Origin of the sequence: Pantoea deleyi (assembly GCF_022647325.1) — a bacterium.
Lineage (GTDB): Bacteria > Pseudomonadota > Gammaproteobacteria > Enterobacterales > Enterobacteriaceae > Pantoea > Pantoea deleyi.
The window spans coordinates 2,118,545-2,137,180 of the sequence record NZ_CP071405.1 but is presented as its reverse complement, the minus strand read 5'-3'; the positions used below and the strand labels follow the sequence as shown (position 1 = coordinate 2,137,180).

22 protein-coding genes are annotated in these 18,636 nt (G+C 58.5%); 5 read left to right on the top strand and 17 right to left on the bottom strand.

The features are described from left to right. Positions 1-129 precede the first annotated feature (129 nt). The 5 genes from ycgZ to J1C59_RS10005 form a co-directional block, all read right to left on the bottom strand. Positions 130-369, bottom strand: a complete 240-nt coding sequence (ycgZ, locus tag J1C59_RS10025; protein WP_128085620.1) for a regulatory protein YcgZ — start codon at positions 367-369, stop codon at positions 130-132. A gap of 220 nt (positions 370-589) precedes the next feature. Then, a complete protein-coding gene (locus J1C59_RS10020) occupies positions 590-862 on the bottom strand; it encodes a hypothetical protein (RefSeq protein ID WP_128085619.1) in 273 nt (90 codons plus the stop codon). Positions 863-1,265: 403 nt separating this feature from the next. Next, positions 1,266-1,496, bottom strand: coding sequence for a YgdI/YgdR family lipoprotein (locus J1C59_RS10015; RefSeq protein WP_003848985.1), 231 nt, complete (start codon positions 1,494-1,496; stop codon positions 1,266-1,268). Positions 1,497-1,511: 15 nt separating this feature from the next. After that, on the bottom strand, positions 1,512-1,745 hold the full coding sequence (locus tag J1C59_RS10010) for a YgdI/YgdR family lipoprotein (protein ID WP_010245442.1): 234 nt from the start codon (positions 1,743-1,745) through the stop codon (positions 1,512-1,514). A gap of 354 nt (positions 1,746-2,099) precedes the next feature. Further along, the gene (locus J1C59_RS10005) at positions 2,100-2,303 is read right to left on the bottom strand and encodes a hypothetical protein (RefSeq protein WP_009090370.1); all 204 of its coding nucleotides are present in this window, start codon (positions 2,301-2,303) and stop codon (positions 2,100-2,102) included. Between the two features lie 190 nt (positions 2,304-2,493). Between J1C59_RS10005 and J1C59_RS10000 the strand changes: the two genes are divergently transcribed. The 4 genes from J1C59_RS10000 (at position 2,494) to pdxY (ending at position 5,821) form a co-directional block, all read left to right on the top strand. Continuing rightward, the gene (locus J1C59_RS10000; protein ID WP_128085618.1) at positions 2,494-2,808 is read left to right on the top strand and encodes an MliC family protein; all 315 of its coding nucleotides are present in this window, start codon (positions 2,494-2,496) and stop codon (positions 2,806-2,808) included. Between the two features lie 25 nt (positions 2,809-2,833). After that, complete coding sequence (pdxH, locus tag J1C59_RS09995) at positions 2,834-3,490, top strand: pyridoxamine 5'-phosphate oxidase (protein WP_128085617.1); 657 nt, start codon at positions 2,834-2,836, stop codon at positions 3,488-3,490. A gap of 139 nt (positions 3,491-3,629) precedes the next feature. Continuing rightward, positions 3,630-4,904 carry a tyrosine--tRNA ligase gene (tyrS, locus tag J1C59_RS09990; RefSeq protein ID WP_128085616.1) on the top strand — a complete coding sequence of 425 codons (1,275 nt, stop codon included), beginning with the start codon at positions 3,630-3,632 and terminating at the stop codon, positions 4,902-4,904. 56 nt (positions 4,905-4,960) lie between these two features. Then, positions 4,961-5,821: a pyridoxal kinase PdxY gene (gene pdxY, locus J1C59_RS09985; RefSeq protein WP_128085615.1), complete on the top strand. Its 861-nt coding sequence runs from the start codon at positions 4,961-4,963 to the stop codon at positions 5,819-5,821. Positions 5,822-5,853: 32 nt separating this feature from the next. Here the strand turns inward: pdxY and gstA are convergent, their stop codons facing one another. Beyond that, positions 5,854-6,459, bottom strand: a complete 606-nt coding sequence (gene gstA, locus J1C59_RS09980; protein ID WP_111141141.1) for a glutathione transferase GstA — start codon at positions 6,457-6,459, stop codon at positions 5,854-5,856. Between the two features lie 158 nt (positions 6,460-6,617). Then, positions 6,618-8,099 (bottom strand): dipeptide/tripeptide permease DtpA, encoded by a 1,482-nt coding sequence (gene dtpA, locus J1C59_RS09975; protein WP_128085614.1) that lies wholly within the window; start codon positions 8,097-8,099, stop codon positions 6,618-6,620. A 674-nt stretch (positions 8,100-8,773) separates the two neighbouring features. Here dtpA and J1C59_RS09970 point away from each other — a divergent pair. Continuing rightward, the gene (locus J1C59_RS09970) at positions 8,774-9,466 is read left to right on the top strand and encodes a CTP synthase C-terminal region-related (seleno)protein (RefSeq protein WP_422615475.1); all 693 of its coding nucleotides are present in this window, start codon (positions 8,774-8,776) and stop codon (positions 9,464-9,466) included. A gap of 80 nt (positions 9,467-9,546) precedes the next feature. Here J1C59_RS09970 and J1C59_RS09965 read toward each other — a convergent pair whose 3' ends face one another. The 10 genes from J1C59_RS09965 to ydgT all read right to left on the bottom strand — a co-directional run bounded on the left by J1C59_RS09965 (position 9,547) and on the right by ydgT (position 18,232). Next, positions 9,547-10,263: an HPP family protein gene (locus tag J1C59_RS09965; RefSeq protein ID WP_140917048.1), complete on the bottom strand. Its 717-nt coding sequence runs from the start codon at positions 10,261-10,263 to the stop codon at positions 9,547-9,549. Between the two features lie 188 nt (positions 10,264-10,451). After that, a complete protein-coding gene (gene nth, locus J1C59_RS09960; protein ID WP_128085613.1) occupies positions 10,452-11,084 on the bottom strand; it encodes an endonuclease III in 633 nt (210 codons plus the stop codon). After that, a complete protein-coding gene (locus tag J1C59_RS09955) occupies positions 11,081-11,785 on the bottom strand; it encodes an electron transport complex subunit E (protein WP_128085612.1) in 705 nt (234 codons plus the stop codon). The genes nth and J1C59_RS09955 overlap by 4 nt, the downstream gene beginning before the upstream one ends. After that, positions 11,778-12,410: an electron transport complex subunit RsxG gene (rsxG, locus tag J1C59_RS09950; protein ID WP_140917047.1), complete on the bottom strand. Its 633-nt coding sequence runs from the start codon at positions 12,408-12,410 to the stop codon at positions 11,778-11,780. The genes J1C59_RS09955 and rsxG overlap by 8 nt, the downstream gene beginning before the upstream one ends. Before the next feature lie 3 nt (positions 12,411-12,413). Then, entirely contained in the window at positions 12,414-13,472 is a 1,059-nt protein-coding gene (gene rsxD, locus J1C59_RS09945) for an electron transport complex subunit RsxD (protein WP_128085611.1), read from the bottom strand. Further along, positions 13,473-16,187, bottom strand: coding sequence for an electron transport complex subunit RsxC (gene rsxC / locus J1C59_RS09940; RefSeq protein WP_140917046.1), 2,715 nt, complete (start codon positions 16,185-16,187; stop codon positions 13,473-13,475). Further along, positions 16,180-16,758, bottom strand: a complete 579-nt coding sequence (gene rsxB, locus J1C59_RS09935; protein ID WP_111140494.1) for an electron transport complex subunit RsxB — start codon at positions 16,756-16,758, stop codon at positions 16,180-16,182. Before rsxB ends, rsxC begins: the two co-directional genes overlap by 8 nt. Next, a complete protein-coding gene (gene rsxA, locus J1C59_RS09930; RefSeq protein ID WP_111140493.1) occupies positions 16,758-17,339 on the bottom strand; it encodes an electron transport complex subunit RsxA in 582 nt (193 codons plus the stop codon). The genes rsxB and rsxA overlap by 1 nt, the downstream gene beginning before the upstream one ends. A 123-nt stretch (positions 17,340-17,462) precedes the next feature. Then, positions 17,463-17,906 (bottom strand): DUF2569 domain-containing protein, encoded by a 444-nt coding sequence (locus tag J1C59_RS09925; protein WP_128086529.1) that lies wholly within the window; start codon positions 17,904-17,906, stop codon positions 17,463-17,465. A gap of 110 nt (positions 17,907-18,016) precedes the next feature. Next, on the bottom strand, positions 18,017-18,232 hold the full coding sequence (ydgT, locus tag J1C59_RS09920; protein WP_111140496.1) for a transcription modulator YdgT: 216 nt from the start codon (positions 18,230-18,232) through the stop codon (positions 18,017-18,019). Positions 18,233-18,636 lie beyond the last annotated feature (404 nt).

Sequence of the window (18,636 nt, the reverse complement as noted above, 5' to 3'; positions counted from 1 at the left end):
CTCATCCTCACATCCAAGCCCTTTCACCGGGCAAAAATCGCCTCATCATCCCGATCCGCCCGCAGGCCACAGGAATCTGTCGGCGCAACATGACGCCGGTATCAAGGAGAAAGAGCAGGTGGCGGTCGCTTAACGCCCGAACAGCAGGCCGATCAGCGTACGGTAGTGACGCTCTTCCTCTTCTGTCGAGGCGGTTTCAAGCCGAAGCAGAAGCTTGGTGCAAATCGACTTGCGATTCACATTCATTCCGGCATGCAGAATTTCAACCACCACCTGTCCCAGCGTCTCTTGCTGTGAAGGCAGGCTTGCCGCGTTAAAATAACGGGCAATATCGTCTGCCGTCCGCGGCAGTCTCTGGTTCGGGTACATGGTTTATTTCCTGAAAGGTGGTGTAAAAACGTTCGGTCAGGCGCGAAGTTATACAAAAACGAGTGATCTGTACAGCTATTTCGGCAATGTCCGGATGATTTTTATTCATGCCCGGAAATCGGGACAGCGAAACGGCAAAACCGGTAAGCGAAACGTGACGGATGGGTGCCAGAAAACGGGCTGGCACCCGGCGCAGAACGACCGTCAGAACGGCAAAAGATCACCGGTAATCTTTGAGGAAAGCCGGTGCCTGCCCGGTTTCGACCAGCCAGTTAAGTTCGGCCCGATCGCGCGAAGAGGCGTCCACAAAACTTTTCAGCCAGTTACGTGCATCGGCAATCTGCGCAACGCGCTCGTCGCTCTGCTCGTTCTCCGCCATCACGCCCAGCTGTCGAATCAGGGACGCCAGGGTAATTTCCTGCTCTTCAAAGGCCAGATTAATGGTGGCTTCCCCGAGAATAATATGGCCGACATCTTTTTCATGATAAATCATCTGCTACCTCCTGATTAAATAGCGACACTGACAGTTTAGTGAACCGCGCGCCGGACTAAAAGCCCACGGCGACAGGGGCAGGAGGCGCAGAATTGCTGAAAATAAACGGAACCTTTAAGCGCAACGATAAACAGCTAAAAGCTAAGCATAAAATCAGGCACAGATTGAGAGACTGGCGAAGGCTGAACAGTCAGGGTGGTTAAAAGAGGCAAGCTGGCCTGAAATTCAGATAAGCAAAAAGCCCGGCTTCTTTCCTTTTGTCAAATTCATCGCGATGCGCGACAGAAAAACCGGATGAAGAGAGCGATGCCGTCACATCCGTGCGGCGACGCTTTCGCCGTCGCTGCAGGCAAAAATAAAGCCGCCCACGGGCGGCTTTATTTATCAGGCGACAGCAGCAGGTTTATTTGTGCGGAACTTCAGAAACCGCTTTAACGTCTGCTTTATTGATCTGTTGCTTCACACCGTTGGCATCGGTGTAGGCCAGCAGGCCGGCATCAGACTCAGAAGGCTTGCCATCACTGATGATGGTCCGGCCGTCATTGGTCTGAATTGCATAGCTGGTACGGGTGCAGCCGGTTAATACGGTCATACCGATCAACGCGGCGAGAGGCAGAATCAGCGCTTTTTTCATCTTATTCACCTTATATTAGTTGTCGAGTTCACTCATATTACTAATCTCATTGCGATTAATTTGCTCGGTTTTTCCGGTCTGAGCATCGCGATAAGAAACCAGCCCCGTATCTGAATCAATCTGGGGTTTTCCATCAGTAACAATTGTGCGGCCATCAGTGGTCTTAATCGATTGATTCGAGGCGCAACCCGCCAGCGTACCTAAAGAAAGCGCCAGCAGAGCGATGGCCGACAGGGATTTCATTTTCATTTTTTCAACTCCGTGAATTTTATCCAGACCTCTACAGCATAGACCGCTTTATCGTATTTGCTGGTCGCCTCACGCTTCGGTGGCGGCTTTTTAAACAAAAACGGCAGGTGCGCGGGAAATTAGCGGGGGGCGCGCCAAAAAATCGCATTTATTGCAAATTCCAGCCGCCGTTAATAGCCGCGCAGAGATCAGGGCTGATGGCCGGAATAAAAGAAAAGAGGACGGAATATAAACGGGCCCGGTCAGCGGCCATTACGGGAGTGGACACGGTTTGTCACCGGATAATAGCCCGACGCTGCCGGAGATGAGGGGCGCCAGCCGGGGACGACAGGCCGTCGGCCCCGGCTGATGGCATCAGAGCACGGAATCCTCGCCCGCTTTGGCGGCCGCTTTTTCCGCTTTCATCGCGCTGACCGGATCAGAGGCGCTCAGCCAGCGATCAAATTTCTGATAGGTGTCGATAAAGGTTTTAAAGTAGCTGCTGGCGATGGTGGCGTTCTCTTTATGGTTCATAAACGCCACGGCCAGCTTGAAAGCATCTTCGTTATCAAATTTCATCTCTCATTCCCCTTGCTTAAGATGTATAGAGCGTAGCCTGAGAACAGGGGCTGTGCATTCAGACAACCACCTGAAAATGCGCAATAATTCATGCCGGCTGACGCCATCGGCCCGATTGGCGTCGATTCTCACTTCCTTCACGCCGAATCCTTCTTATAATGCCAGCTTCACTCGCAAAGGAGACCCGCTTATGTTGAAAGGATTAACCGTGGCTGCGGTGCTGCTGCTGTCGGGCTGTAGCCTGATGCATAAACAGCCACCGGCAGCGCAGACCCTGCACTATCGCTGCGGAACCCTGCCTCTGACCGTCATGCTGGATGAGACGAAGGAACAGGTCAGCTTTATCATGGATGGTCAGCCGCTGACGCTGAAGCAGACGGTATCCGCCTCCGGCGCCCGCTACAGCGACGGCACCTATGTTTTCTGGTCCAAAGGCAACGGCGCGTTTATCGAACGTAACGATAAAATTGTCGTCAATGATTGTGAGCTGCAACCTGCCAGCTGACTTTTTATCTGAATAGGCGAGCATCATGAGTGACAGCGAAACGCTACACACCATTGCCCATCTGCGGCGTGAATATACCCGCGGCGGCCTGCGTCGTAAGGATCTGCCGGACACTCCGCTGGCGCTGTTTGAACAGTGGCTGGGTCAGGCCTGTGAGGCAAAACTGCCCGATCCGACGGCCATGACCGTGGCTACCGTGGATGAAACGGGGCAGCCCTGGCAGCGTATCGTGCTGCTGAAACATTTCGATGCCCAGGGCATGGTGTTTTACACCAACCTTGGCAGCCGCAAAGCCCTGCAGCTGGCGCAGAACCCGCGCATCTGTCTGCACTTCCCCTGGCACTTTCTGGAGCGTCAGGTGATGGTGCTGGGCGAAGTGGAAAAGCTGTCGCCGCTGGAGGTGCTGAAATATTTCCACAGCCGTCCGCGCGACAGCCAGATCGGTGCCTGGGTGTCGAAGCAGTCGAGCCGGATTTCGGCGCGCGGGATTCTGGAAGGCAAGTTCCTTGAGCTTAAACAGAAGTTCCAGCAGGGCGATGTGCCACTGCCGAGCTTCTGGGGCGGCTACCGGGTGAAATTTCATACGATGGAGTTCTGGCAGGGCGGCGAACATCGCCTTCACGATCGCTTCATCTATCAGCGCGACCACGACGGCTGGAAAATCGACCGTCTGGCACCCTGAATCTGCACGATTCCCCCCTATCAGCGCTGGCACAGAAAGCGTCAGCGCTTTATGCTATAGCCCTCATTTTTTTGGTTCCGCAACTCAGCGGAAAGCTGTGTACCAGCATAGGTGCAGTCTGATCAATTTGGAGTCAGTAATGACCAGCAGTAACCTGATACAACAATTGCAGGAGAGGGGCCTTATCGCCCAGGTGACGGACGAAGACGCGTTAACAGAGAAACTGGCGCAGGGGCCAATTTCGCTCTATTGCGGCTTTGACCCCACTGCTGACAGCTTGCATTTGGGCCATCTGGTACCGCTGCTCTGCCTGAAGCGTTTTCAGGATGCCGGACATAAGCCGGTGGCACTGGTCGGGGGCGCAACCGGCCTGATCGGCGATCCGAGCTTCAAAGCCGCAGAGCGTAAACTTAATACCAGCGAAACCGTCGGTGAATGGGTTGAAAAGATCCGCCAGCAGGTGGCCCCGTTCCTCGACTTCGATTGTGGCAGCAACAGCGCCATCGCCGCGAACAACTATGACTGGTTTGGCAGCATGAACGTGCTGACCTTCCTGCGTGATATCGGCAAGCACTTCTCCGTTAACCAGATGATCAACAAAGAAGCGGTGAAGCAGCGTCTGAACCGTGACGATCAGGGCATCTCCTTTACCGAGTTCTCCTACAATCTGCTGCAGGGTTATGACTTTGCCTGCCTGAACGAGCGATACGGCGTCAGCCTGCAGATCGGCGGTTCTGACCAGTGGGGCAACATCACCTCCGGTATCGATCTGACCCGTCGTCTGCATCAGAATCAGGTCTTTGGCCTGACCGTTCCGCTGATCACCAAGTCTGACGGCACCAAATTTGGTAAAACCGAAGGCGGCGCAGTCTGGCTGGACGCGAAGAAAACCAGTCCGTACAAGTTTTATCAGTTCTGGATCAACACCGCCGACGCGGATGTCTACCGCTTCCTGAAATTCTTCACCTTTATGAGCATCGACGAGATCAATGCGCTGGAAGAAGAGGACAAAAACAGCGGCGCCGCGCCACGGGCACAATATGTGCTGGCAGAGCAGGTGACGCGTCTGGTGCATGGCGAGGCGGGCCTGTCGGCGGCAAAACGTATCACGGCCAGCCTCTTCTCCGGCTCTGTCAGCGACATGACCGAAGCGGACTTCGAGCAGCTGGCGCAGGATGGTATGCCAACCATCGCGCTGAGCGCAGACGATGACCTGCAGCAGGCGCTGGTGAAGGCCGAGCTGGTGCCATCCCGTGGTCAGGCGCGCACCATGATCGGTTCAAATGCCGTCTCTCTGAACGGCGAAAAACAGTCCGATGCGGAATATCGCTTCAGCGACAGCGACAAGTTGTTCAACCGCTATACGCTGCTGCGTCGCGGCAAGAAACACTACTGCCTGATTAACTGGCAGTAAGCTTTCAGGGCCGGTTTCCGGCCCTTTTTTTATGGCAAGGCAGACAGGGCAAACACGTGAAAAATATTTTAGCGATTCAGTCGCATGTTGTTTTTGGTCATGCCGGTAACGCGGCGGCTGAGTTTCCGATGCGCCGCCTGGGCGCCAACGTCTGGCCGCTGAATACCGTGCAGTTTTCCAACCATACGCAATATGGCCACTGGACCGGCACGGTGATGCCGGCAACGCATTTAACCGACATCGTTAAAGGCATTGCGGATATCGACCGCCTGAAAACCTGTGACGCGGTGCTGAGCGGCTATCTGGGATCGGCGGAGCAGGGTGAACAGATTCTGCAGATTGTTCGTCAGGTGAAAGCGGCGAACCCCAACGCCTGGTACTTCTGCGATCCGGTCATGGGCCATCCTGAGAAAGGCTGCATTGTGGCACCGGGCGTCGCGGAGTTTCACTGCAAAATGGCGATGCCCGCCAGTGACATCATCGCGCCGAACCTGCTTGAGCTGGAGATGCTGAGCGAACGCACCGTGACGGATGTTGATGCGGCGGTGGAGGCTGCACGGGCACTGATTGCCCAGGGGCCGCGCGTCGTGCTGGTGAAACACCTTGCGCGCGCCGGTCGCCGCAGCGATCGCTTTGAGATGCTGCTGGTCACGGCGGAGGACGCCTGGCACATCAGCCGTCCGCTGGTCGATTTCGGCGTGCGTCAGCCGGTCGGCGTTGGCGATCTTACCAGCGGCCTGCTGCTGGTGAATCTGCTGCACGGCAAATCGCTGCAGGATGCGCTGGAGCACGTTACGGCGGCGGTTTATGAGGTGATGCTGAAAACCCATCAGATGGGCGAGTATGAGCTGCAGCTGGTCGCGGCGCAGGATGCTATCGCCTCGCCGGTGCACCACTTCGCGGCAGAAAAACTGTAATGCATCAGGGCCGGTTAACCGGCCCTGTTCTCTCAGGCTAAACCTTCCGCTTTCAGCGCCGCCTGTACCGCAGGCCGTTCCGCCACGCGTTCAAACCAGGCCTCCAGCGCCGTCAGGCCGGACAAATCCAGACCCAGCGCCTTTGCCCAGCGCGTCACTACAAACAGATAGGCATCCGCCACGCTGAAATGCAGCCCCATCAGCCACTGTCTGTCACGCAATGACTCATCCACATAGCGAAACTTCGCTTCCAGCTGGCTGCGGGTCTGCGCCTTCACCTCATCGGTGTAGCCGGGACGGAACAGCGGGCCGAAGCTTTTGTGCAGCTCGCTGCCGATGTAGCTGAGCCACGCCACGGTGTGATAGCGGGTCAGGCTGCCGACCGGCGCCAGCAGATGGCGATCGGGCTTGAGATCCGCCAGATACTGCACAATCGCCACGCCTTCGGTCAGTACGCTGCCGTCGCTGAACTGCAGCGCAGGCACCTGGCCTTTGGGATTGATCTGGCGAAAGTCATCGCCCTGTTCGGTGAGTTTGGTGGCCAGGTCGACGCTCACCTGGGTGAAGTCGAGCCCGCATTCGCGCATAACAATGTGGGGAGAGAGAGAGCAGGCTCCTGCTTTGCAAAACAGTTTCATGACCATGTACTCCTTGTTGCAATGGGATCACAGCATAGTAAAGACTCAGGATGGAATTACCAGTGATAAGGATCAGGGATCTGCGCGGCGAGGCGATCGGCCACAAAAAAGCCGGGCAGAGCCCGGCTGAGTTATCTGGTGGTTATCGGGACTGCGCGTTATTTTTTCGCGTCCGTATCCAGGGTCATCCGGTTCAGCAGCGGCGCCGTGATCAGCATCAGCAGGGCGATGACCGCCGTGACGATACCGATCTGCTGGAACACGCGGCTGTAGGTCGCCAGGGAGATCAGCGGATCGGTGACGTTTTCCGGCACCGCCATCAGGTTAGCCACTTTACCGGCAATCACCGCCGCGCCAGCGGTGGTCAGGAACCAGGAGCCCATGATGAAGCCCATCAGACGCTGAGGCACCAGCTGTGCCACCATCGCCAGGCCGAGACCTGAGATCATCAGCTCACCGATACTCTGCAGCGCATAGCTCAGGATCAGCCAGTTAACGGAAACGATACCGGCGTCGCTGGCAAATTTTGCCCCTACCGGCAGCACCAGGAAGGCACCGGAGCAGAGCACCATACCGAGGGCAAACTTATGCGGCATCGGCAGCTTATCGCCCAGCTTGTTGTAGAGCGCCGCCAGCAGCGGACTGGCCAGCATGATCCAGAACGGGTTCAGCGCCTGGAACTGCTCGGGCGCAAACGTAATGCCGAGAATGGTGTGCTCAACGTTGCGGATAGCAAAGAAGTTGAGTGAGGTTGGCATCTGCATGTAGAGCACGAAGAACAGGATCGCTTCGACCATCAGCAGGAAGGCCACGATCATCTTACGGCGCGCCGCGCCCTGCAGCGCAAAGGCTTCTTTAGCGAAGACCAGCACGATGCCCAGCGCAATCACCGCCAGCACCAGACGGGCGATAGCCTGATGATGCAGCATCCAGTTGGCCAGAGCGATCAGCACGACCACGCCAACCAGCGTCATCAGCAGTTTGCCGACCTGCAGCGGCGCGAAGTCCGGCTTAGAGCCGTAATTTTTCACCATGCGCTTGCAGAACAGGAAGTTGAACAGGGTGATGACCAGGCCGATGACGCAGAGCGAGAAGGCCACGCTGTAACCATACTTTGCCGCCAGCCAGGGTGTCAGCATCATCGAGAAGAGCGAACCGATATTGATCGACATATAGAACATGGTGAAAGCACCGTCGATACGCGGGTCATCTTTTTCATAGCAGGTGGAGAGCAGCGAAGAGGGGTTAGCCTTGAACAGGCCGCTGCCCACGGCGATTGTCGCCATACCGGTGTAGACGATGCTGACGTTATGGCCGGAGAAGGCCACCTGCGCATATCCCAGCGCCAGAACCAGCACGCCCAGCACGATCACACGCTTGGTGCCCAGCACCTTATCGCCCAGCCAGCCGCCGATGGCGACCAGTCCATAGACCAGCGCACTGAATGAAGAGAACAGGGTGATAGAGTCTGATTCAGACAATCCCAGCTGCTTCACCAGGTAAACCGCCATGATGGCCTGCAGGCCATAGAAGCCAAAACGTTCCCATAACTCAATCGAGAAGATTAAGTAAAACGCCTTTGGCTGTTTAAACGCATTGAGACTGACAGCCTCATCAGTGTGTTTGTTTGCAGTTGACACATGTACCTCAGTTTTTTCATACCCTGTTTCGGGACAGCAATTAAGTCCGCGTCGTGTGAGTTTTCCACGCGCGAGATTGTTATTAGAAGGGAAAAGGGGCGACTAATTTGGCTGATTACGGGCGACAGGGCAAGAATTTTCTGACAACCAGCCTGAGCTGATAATGTAGCGTTAAAAACCGTGTAATAAGCTGTTGATTAGTTTTTAATTTTGATGAGTAGCGCTGAATAAGCACGATCCGACTGAATCTCCGTTCGTCGCTGGATGAAATTGATATTAACTGCTAATGAAAGAATCTGTGGATGAATCGTTTACCGGAGCGCAGATCGCCAGCACAGATGGGCAGTCACAGCGCTTTTTTCCAGCGATCTGAATAAAGCGTAACCATTTTTCGGGCCGGGACGCTGAAAAAATGCACGATGCGCGATCAACTCCACAATCTGCGGATTTAATTCAGTAAACAAAAGAAGAAACCGATTGCGTCGCACCGGAGAGGCAGAGAACCGCCGGACTGACGTGCAGAACAGGGTGCAGTCACCCGTCATGAACCGCACCGCGGCAGACGCCACCTCTCCGGTCGCGGCTTTAGCGGCGTAGGGGCGAGGAACCCGGCAGTAAATGACAAAAAATTAACGATCGTGTAACCTTCTGCTTTCCCTGAAAAGGATCTGCCCATGCCATTCCTGCGTCTCTTTCTGGTGGGAGACTACCGCGCCAGCGCGGTCGCGCACCAGGCCATCCCCCCTGCAATCGCGCGTGCTGCCCGCAGCCTGAACATTACCGCTGAAACCACCTGGGTCGCCACCGGGCGACTCGATGAGACCGACCTGACGGCGTGCGACGCGCTCTGGGTGGTGCCGGGCAGTCCCTATCACAACGACAGCGGCGTCTATGACGCTATTCGCTGGGCGCGGGAGAGCGGCAAGCCGTTCCTCGGCTCCTGTGGCGGATTTCAGTACGCGGTGATTGAGTATGCCCGTAACGTCCTGGGCTGGCAGGATGCCGGGCATGCCGAAACCGACACCGGCGGGCGCAGCGTTATCGCGCCATTAAGCTGTTCGCTGCTGGAGCAGCGCGGTGCGGTGAGGTTCGAACCCGGTTCGCGTATCGCCACCGCCTACGGCGCGCTGGAGAGCGATGAGGGCTATCACTGCAACTTTGGCGTTAACCCGGCGTTCAGTGCAGCACTGGGTGAGAAGACGCTGCGGATCACGGCCTGGGATGAAGCGGGTGACGTCCGCGGCGTGGAGTTGCCGGATCATCCCTTTTTTGTGGCAACGCTGTTCCAGTCGGAACGGGCGGCGCTGCAGCAAAAACTCTCACCGCTGGTGGTGGCCTGGATGCAGGCCGCGCTGGCGCAGCAGTAGGGGCGGCGCATCGTATTAAGTGACACTGTCACATAAAAGCGATGCGTCTCAGAACGGCTGACAGCCTGTCAGCCGGTTCGTCAGCCGAACTGACGGCGCTGGGCAATTTCTTCCGCGCGCAGCAGCAGCGCCTGTAAATCATCCTCATCAATATCCAGCAGCTCCCCCCCCTGTAGCGCCTGATGCAGGTCGTCACGCGTCAGCGGCACCGGCATTGCGACCGGCTCCGGCTTCACCTCTTCGGGAGCCAGCGGATGCGGATAGCGCCGCCCCGCCAGATTGTTAATCAGCAGTGCCAGCAGCGCCAGAATCAGGGAGTTGAGCAGAACGGGCGTCAGCACAAAGTGATAGCCCAGTTGCTGCACCGCCGGGCCGCCCAGAACAGCGGTCAGCGCCACCGCGCCGCCGGGCGGGTGCAGACAGCGCAGCTGAAACATCAGGAGTATGGCGACGCAGGCCGCGACGCCGCAGGCGATAGCCGGATCGGGAATGAGCTGACAGACCACAACGCCCGTCAGCGCCGAGAGACTGTTACCGCCTATGATCGCCCACGGCTGCGCCAGCGGACTGGCCGGTACGCCAAACAGCAGCACGGCCGATGCGCCGACCGGCGCAACAAACCAGAGGTTCAGTTCGCCCAGCATCCAGTGGCTAAGCAGGCTGGTCAGCATCAGTCCGGTACCGGCACCCAGTCCGGCGATAATGATATGCTTTTTACTCACCGCCAGCGGATGCGGCCAGAGTCGGGCCAGAAACAGGCGCAGCGCGTGCTTCCCGGCAGAGGGGCGTTTGTTCATGACATTACTCACTGTGGCATAACTTTTTCTTATAATCAGGGGCGGCGATTTTCCATTATCGCCATCCATGTAACAACCCGATAAACTGTGTTGTTTTTCAGGATGATGCGACGGCGGGGTAAACCGGCTGGGGCAAAGGCGGGGCAGCAAAGCAAAAACCCGCCGAAGCGGGTTTAAGATCGGGGCAGTTACTCGGTTTTGTCAGGAAACTCGCAGAGATCTTCGATCAGGCATGAGCCGCAGCGGGGCTTGCGCGCCACGCAGGTGTAGCGACCGTGCAGGATCAGCCAGTGGTGACAGTCAACCTTATAGGCCGCAGGCACCACCTTCAGCAGCTTCTGCTCCACCTCTTCAACGTTCCTGCCCGGCGCAAACTTCGTGCGGTTACTGACGCGGAAGATATGGGTATCGACGGCAATCGTCGGCCAGCCAAAGGCGGTATTTAGCACCACGTTAGCGGTCTTGCGACCCACCCCCGGCAGCGCCTCCAGCGCGGCACGATCTTCGGGCACCTCACCGTTGTGCTGCTCAAGCAGAATGCGGCAGGTCCGGATGACATTCTCCGCTTTGCTGTTAAACAGGCCGATGGTTTTGATGTAGGACTTAACGCCTTCCACGCCCAGCGCCAGCATCGCGGCAGGGGTATTCGCCACCGGATAGAGCTTCGCGGTGGCCTTGTTGACGCTGACATCGGTTGCCTGCGCCGAGAGCAGCACCGCGATGAGCAACTCAAAGGGTGAGCTGAAAGAGAGCTCGGTGGTCGGGTGCGGATTGTTCTGCTGCAGCCGGCGAAGGATTTCAGTGCGTTTGGTCTGGTTCACACGGCTTTCCCGACGGCATTCTGGGGGGCCGCGCGCTCCGCCGCCTGCGCCCGCAGGGCAGCCCGCTGTTTCATCTTCTGATCGATCAGGTATTTACCCGCCAGCATCATGCCGAGACCGATAAAAGCGCCCGGCGGCAGCATGGCGAGCAGCATCGGCGAGTCGAAATGCACCACTTCGATACGCAGCGATTTCGCCCACGGGCCAAGCAGCTGATCGGCCCCGTTAAACAGCGTGCCGCTGCCGATAATCTCACGCAGGGAGCCCAGAACCACCATGGCGCAGGTTGCCCCCATGCCGATGGCAAAGCCATCCAGCGCTGCCAGCGGAATCGAGCTTTTCGAGGCGACGGCTTCCGCACGGCCAACCACGATACAGTTGGTGACAATCAGCGGGATAAAGATCCCCAGCGACTGATAGAGGCCATAAGCGTAGGCGTTGATCAGCATCTGTACGCAGCTCACCACCGAGGCGATGATCATCACGTAGATCGGGATACGGATTTCCGAAGGCACCCAGCGCCGGGAAGCGGAGATAAAACTGTTGGTCAGGGTCAGCACCAGCGTGGTCGCCAGGCCCAAACCCAGTGCGTTGGTGGCGGTGGCGGTGACCGCCAGCAGCGGGCAGAGGCCCAGTAACTGCACCAGCGCCGAGTTATTTTTCCACAATCCGCCGACCAGCAGACTTTTTGCTTCACTCATTTGCGTCTCCACAGACCGGTAACGAAGAGAGTCTCTCCGGAAGGGTTTTCATCAACAGCGCGGTGCGTTTCGTCGCATTCACCACCGCGCGTGGGGTAATAGTAGCACCGGTAAACTGGTCAAATTCGCCACCATCTTTTTTAACGGCAAATGCCTTGTCTGACGGACCCTGAACCACTTTTCCGTTGAAACTGTTGATCCAGTCGGAGATGCGCAGCTCAATCTTGTCACCCAGCCCCGGCGTTTCATGGTGTTCGATGACCCGTACGCCCAGCACTTTACCCTGGAAATCGGCACCGACCAGCATCTGTATGGCACCCGAATAGCCGTCGGGCGCGGTCGTCTCCAGCGCCGCCGCAACCGGCTGGCCGCCTTTGCGCGCCACAAAGAGGTGGTGCGGCGCGCCGTTGCCCAGTGCACTATCCGTGACAACGTAACAATCCTGCTGGATGTTGTTGTCATACATTCCGGTCGGCACCACCTGGTCCAGCAGGTTTTTCTGCTGCAGCAGGGTCTGATGTTCCACGGTCGGTTTCGTCACCGTGTTCACCACGGCAGTGGCGGCGGTGGTAATCGCCGCGAAAACCGCCAGCGTTACCCCGTTTTTGCGAATCGTCTCCAGCATCGCTTAATCCTTCTGATGGCCGTAAACGCGCGGCTGGGTGTAGTAGTCAATCAGCGGCACGCAGATGTTTGCCAGCAGCACGGCAAAGGCGACGCCATCGGGGTAACCGCCGAAGCTGCGGATCAGCCAGACCAGCAGGCCAATCAGCGCGCCGTAGAGCAGACGTCCGCGATTGGTGGTCGAGGCAGTGACCGGATCGGTGGCGATGAAGAACGCCCCCAGCATGGTCGCGCCCGAGAAAAGGTGAATCAGCGGGCTGTTGAGCGAGCCGGGAGAGAAGATCCAGCCCAGCACGGCACAGCAGGCCAGCGACAGCAGCATGGCCACAGGGATATGCCAGCGAATCGCCTTTTTCCACAGCAGGAACAGGCCACCGGCCAGATAACCCACGTTAACCCACTGCCAGCCCAGGCCCGCCAGCACGCCGCTGTAGATCGGCTGCGCCAGCAGATGTTCGGCACTGTGTCCGGCGCGCAGGCCGGTTTTAAAGGTATCGAGCGGTGTGGCCTGACTGACGCCATCGACGCCCAGCTGCAGCTGCTGCATGGTTTCGCCCGCCAGCGTGTGGCCGTGGAACACCATGCTCAGCGTATCCATCAGCGTAGGCCGGATGGCCTGCAGCGTGTCAGGCGGAAGCCAGCTGGTCATCTGCACCGGGAAGGAGATGAGCAGCACCACATAGCCGACCATCGCCGGATTAAACGGGTTCTGGCCCAGGCCGCCATAGAGCTGTTTCGCTATCACCACCGCAAACAGGGTGCCGACGACGACCAGCCACCAGGGGGCCAGGGGAGGCAGGCTGATGCCGATCAGAACAGCCGTCAGCAGAGCCGAGTTGTCCGCCAGCACAGGAACAATGGGGGCTTTGCGCAGTCGCAGAATGGCCGCCTCGGTCAGCCAGGCGGTCAGCGTCGCCAGAATGACCTGGATAAAGGTGCCGTAGCCAAAGAAATAGCACTGTGCAGCGAAACCCGGCACCGCAGCCAGCACCACCAGCAGCATGATATTGCCGGTGCTGCGGCGGTTATGGGTATAGGGAGAACTTGCGATACGAAAAGCCATTTAATCCTCAAGCGTCGTAGACGACTGCGCTTTACGCGCTTTGGCACGGGCGATGGCGGCAGCAATTGCAGCTTTACGCGCATCGTCGGGTTGATTCAGTTCAGGTGCCTGTTCCGGTTCAGCATTCGCGTTGTTGGCCTGCTCCTGAGCCTGCCCGGCGTTTTCCACCGCAAAATGCGCGGCGGTCGCCAGGGCAGCGGCATCGCGTGAGGCGGCATCCGCGTCACTTTCCGCCTGCGCGGCTTTCTTCGCTCTGGCGCGGGCGATGGCGGCCTGGATAGCGGCCTTACGCGGATCGGTTTCGGCGTCCGGCGCAGCGGCGCTGTCGGCATCCGAAGCGACTTCGGCTGCGCTATCGGTGGACGGTGCCGCCTCAGCGCCCTCGGCCTGCGCAGCTTTCTTCGCTCTGGCGCGGGCGATGGCGGCCTGGATAGCTGCCTTACGCGGATCGGTTTCGGTGTCCGGCGCGGCGGCGCTGTCGGCATCCGAAGCGACTTCGGCTGCGCTATCGGTGGACGGTGCCGCCTCAGCGCCCTGGGCCTGTGCAGCCTTCTTCGCTCTGGCGCGGGCGATAGCGGCCTCAACGGCGGCCTTACGCGGATCGACAGTGGCATCCGGCGCAGCAGCGTTGTCAGCGGCTGGTGCGGCCTCAGCGCCCTGGGCCTGCGCGGCCTTCTTCGCTTTCGCGCGGGCGATAGCGGCCTCGACGGCGGCCTTACGCGGATCGACAGTGGCGTCCGGTGCAGCAGCGCGGTCAGCGACCGGTGCGGCCTCAGCGTCCTCGGCCTGCGCAGCCTTCTTCGCTTTCGCGCGGGCGATAGCAGCCTCGACGGCGGCCTTACGCGGATCGATGGCGGCATCCGGCGCAGCAGCGTTGTCAGCGGCCGGTGCGGCCTCAGCGCCCTGGGCCTGTGCAGCCTTCTTCGCTTTGGCGCGGGCGATAGCGGCCTCGACGGCGGCTTTACGCGGATCGGCAGCGGCAGCCGGCGCAGCAGCAGGAGCTGGTGCGGCTTCTGCCGGCTTCTCGGTGGTTTTCTTCGCTTTTGCGCGGGCAATGGCGGCCTCAACCGCGGCTTTACGCGGATCGACCGACTGTCGGGTCACCGGCTGGGTTTCAGCCTGCGCCTCGGCCTGACGCAGACGCGCCTGGGCATGACGAGCCTCGCGCTGCGCTTCCAGCGTGGCTTCATCCGGTTCGGTCGCCTGACGGGCTTTCACCCGTGCTTTGGCGGCGGCCAGTTCACCATTGTCGGAGCGGGCGACCCGCTGCTTCGCCTCTTCATGACGGGCTTCGCGCGCCAGTTTTTCGCGCTCCAGTCGAGCCTGACGGGCTTCAAAGCGCGCTTTCGCTTCCAGCGTACGTTTTGCTTCCAGATCGATGGCGCGCAGTTCGGCCTTTTCCTGACGGTAATATTGCACCAGCGGAATGTTACTCGGGCAGACATAGGCGCAGGCACCGCATTCGATGCAGTCATCGATATGGTGCGCGCGGGCTTTATCGTGATCGCCGCCCTGGCTGTACCAGTAGAGCTGCTGCGGCAGCAGTTTGGCCGGGCAGGCGTCCGCACAGGCTGAACAGCGAATGCAGGACTGCTCGTCGTCGTTGTTCCCCATCTCAGTGGCGGATGGCGCAAGGATACAGTTGGTGATCTTCACCACCGGCACATCCAGCGATGGCAGGGTGAAGCCCATCAGCGGGCCGCCCATGATCACCATCTGACGGGACGACGGGGTAAAGCCGACATGGTGCAGCAGATGACTGATCGGCGTCCCCAGACGGCTCCAGACGTTTCGCGGCTGGGCGATCGCTTCGCCGGTCAGCGTCACCACGCGTTCGGTAATCGGTTCGCCGTTGACGATCGCGCGCTTCACGGCCCAGGCCGTGCCGACGTTCTGCATCAGCACGCCGATATCGGTCGAGCGTCCGCCGTGCGGCACTTCCTTGCCGGTCAGGATACGGGTCAGCTGCTTGGCACCGCCGGAGGGGTATTTTGTCGGGATGACCCGAATCTGCAGATCGCGATCGCTGCCCAGCGCCTGCTTCAGCGCGGCAATCGCTTCCGGTTTATTATCCTCGATACCGATCAGCACCCGCTCAGCCTGCAGCACCCAGGCGAGAATGCGGCTGCCCTCCAGCACCTCGGCGGCGTAATCCTGCATCAGGCGATCGTCGGCGGTGATGTAAGGTTCGCACTCCGCCGCGTTGATAATCAGGGTGCTGACCCCGCGCAGGCCGCCTTTGAGTTTGGTGGCGGTCGGGAAGCCCGCACCGCCCAGACCGGCCACGCCCGCATCGTGAATACGCTGCACGATGTCGGCGCGGGGATGCTGGCGGTAGTCCGGCAGAGGATCGCGCGGTATCCAGCGATCTTCACCATCGGGTGTCAGGAAAACACAGAGTTCTGACAGGCCCGACGGATGGGCGGTCATATGCTGACCGATCGCCTCAATGACGCCGGACGTGGGTGCATGGACGGGCAGCATACGGCCCGTACCAAAGGTCAGCGGCTGGCCGCGCAGCACCCTGTCACCGGGTGCCACGCAGATCTCGCCTTCGTGTCCGATATGCTGTTTGAGCGGAATAATAAAACGGTGCGGCAAAGGCAGTTCGCTGAGCGGCGTGCCGTTAGACTGGGTTTTCATTTCGGGCGGATGGATGCCGCCCTCGAAATCCCAGACCTTCTCTTTTTTCAGGAAGTTAAACAGATTAAGCATGAGTTTCTACCGGGATCACCCGTACAGGAATGGTATTCAAATCCCACTTCCAGTTGGCTGGTGTGGTGGCAACCGGACGCATTTCAATACAGTCAGTCGGGCAGGGGGCGACACAGAGATCGCAGCCGGTGCAGACGTCGCTCAGCACGGTGTGCATGGCGCGGGTTGCGCCGACAATCGCATCCACCGGGCAGGCCTGAATACATTTGGTGCAGCCGATACAGTTGGCTTCGTCGATAAAGGCCACGGTGCGCACCGGCTCTTTCGCCGCCTCATCGCCATCAATCGGCTGCGGCTCAACGTTCAGCAGCGCGGCCAGCTTGAGCATGGTCTGCTCCCCGCCCGGCGCGCATTTATTGATCGCCTCACCGTTGTTGCCGACCGCATCCGCATAGGGACGGCAGCCCGGATAGCCGCACTGGCCACACTGGCTCTGTGGCAGAATGGCATCAATCTGCTCGACGATGGGATCTTCTTCCACTTCGAAGCGGCGCGAGGCGTAACCCAGCAGGGCACCGAACACCAGGCTCAGCGCACTCAATACGGCAACAGCAATCCAGATCGCGGTCATCAGAATTTCACCAGCCCGCTGAAGCCCATAAACGCCAGCGCCATCAGGCCCGCGGTGATCAGGGCGATGGAGTTGCCTTTAAATGGCGCAGGCACATTGGCCAGCACCAGGCGTTCGCGCATACCGGCGAACAGCACCATGACCAGCGAGAAGCCAATCGAGGCACTAAAACCGTAGAGGGCCGCCTGGAGGAACGTGTGGTTCAGGTTGACGCTCAGCAGGGGCACGCCCAGTACCGCGCAGTTAGTGGTGATCAGCGGCAGGAAGATACCCAGCAGGCGATAGAGCGACGGGCTGGTTTTACGCACCACCATCTCGGTGAACTGCACAACGACGGCGATGACCAGGATATAGGCCATGGTACGCAGGTAGACCAGGTCCAGCGGCAGCAGGATCAGGTGATTGACCAGCCAGGCACAGATAGAGGCCAGGGTAATCACAAATGTCGTGGCGAGGCCCATGCCAATCGCCGTTTCCAGTTTTTTGGAAACGCCCATAAAAGGACACAGGCCGAGAAACTTCACTAATACGAAGTTATTCACCAGCACGGTGCCAATAAAGAGAAGCAGATAATCGGTCATTTTTTCGCCTGGGAGCCAGAAAGCGGCTTATTATCGTGGATAGCGCGGCGTATCTCAACACCCGCGCCATCCGCAGAGCAGCAGACCGCACTCAGAATTAAATTCCTGACATAACTCACGACGTTAGGGCGCAATAAAGGTCGCTTTTACCCGTGCCGACCGCTTGAAATAGGGCGCAAATACCGCCGCGGCAAGCAGCGACAGCAGCAATGTCTGGAGGGCGCGGCCATCGGCCACCGGCGTAAAGGCAAACGTTTTCAGTGCCAGCAGGACGGTTATCAGCAGCCAGAGCAGATAGTGGCGCGGCAGACGACGCGAACGTCTGAAGAACAGCCAGCTGATCCAGAGGCTGTACGCCCAGACGGCGACGGCGGTGAGCAGAGAAATGGCCCAGTAAGAGAGCAGCGTGCTGCCGTGGGAAAAGAGCGCCACACGCCAGTCCGGATTAAACAGGGGGGTCAGATACATCGCCAGCACCAGAACGGTGGTTAACAGGGTCATTATCAGCCAGGCCAGCGGCAGCAGAAGCCAGCCACCAATACGCGGCGCAGCAACCTGTTCATTCATCGTAGTTATTCCTGTCTCGGGGAGTCGAAGCGCAGCAGAATAACATGTCCAGAGAGGCGCGCCCATCCGGACAGGAACCGAGGGTAAAACAGCGAAAAATCAACCAGACATCACACCACGTAGCGCCACACTGTTTTCGGCACACAGCCCAGATCGTACAGCCGTCCGCCTGAGGCCAGCTCAGCGCGTCGGTGATCGGCCGCCCGGTACATATTGATGATGTCCATATCATTAGTCAGGGAGTAGTTGAGGTGATCAAAAAGTTTTTCCAGACTGTCTGAATTATTTACTTTGCGGAATTTAAGCAGGTAATCGTGCGCAGTCATCATTGCCATAACAGATAGAAGTAACAAAGGAGTGCTCAGTATAGGGGGCAGGCTTAAGCTGTCCAGATCGCAGGCGTTAAAAAAGGTTAAAATCAGACAAAAGCACCGTATCGGTCAGCAAAAGGGCCTATCCTGTATTTTACCGGAGCGGATGCCGCTGAGTCTGCGTCTGAACCTGGGTCTGCAGAATAAAACTCGAAAATCATACCAGATAAACAAAGCGTTAAAATGTGATGTAAAATACTCTTTTCGATTATTTCACACTTTTCAGTAAATCAGCCTCCTCTTTTCCGCGTTTTCCTGCAGATGCGGTTAGTCAGATAACCCTGGTTGTCAGAGAAACGTTTCGCGCCGGAGGCGGGCCTGGCGGGGGAGTGTGCGGGCAGTCACAAAACCTGTTTTTT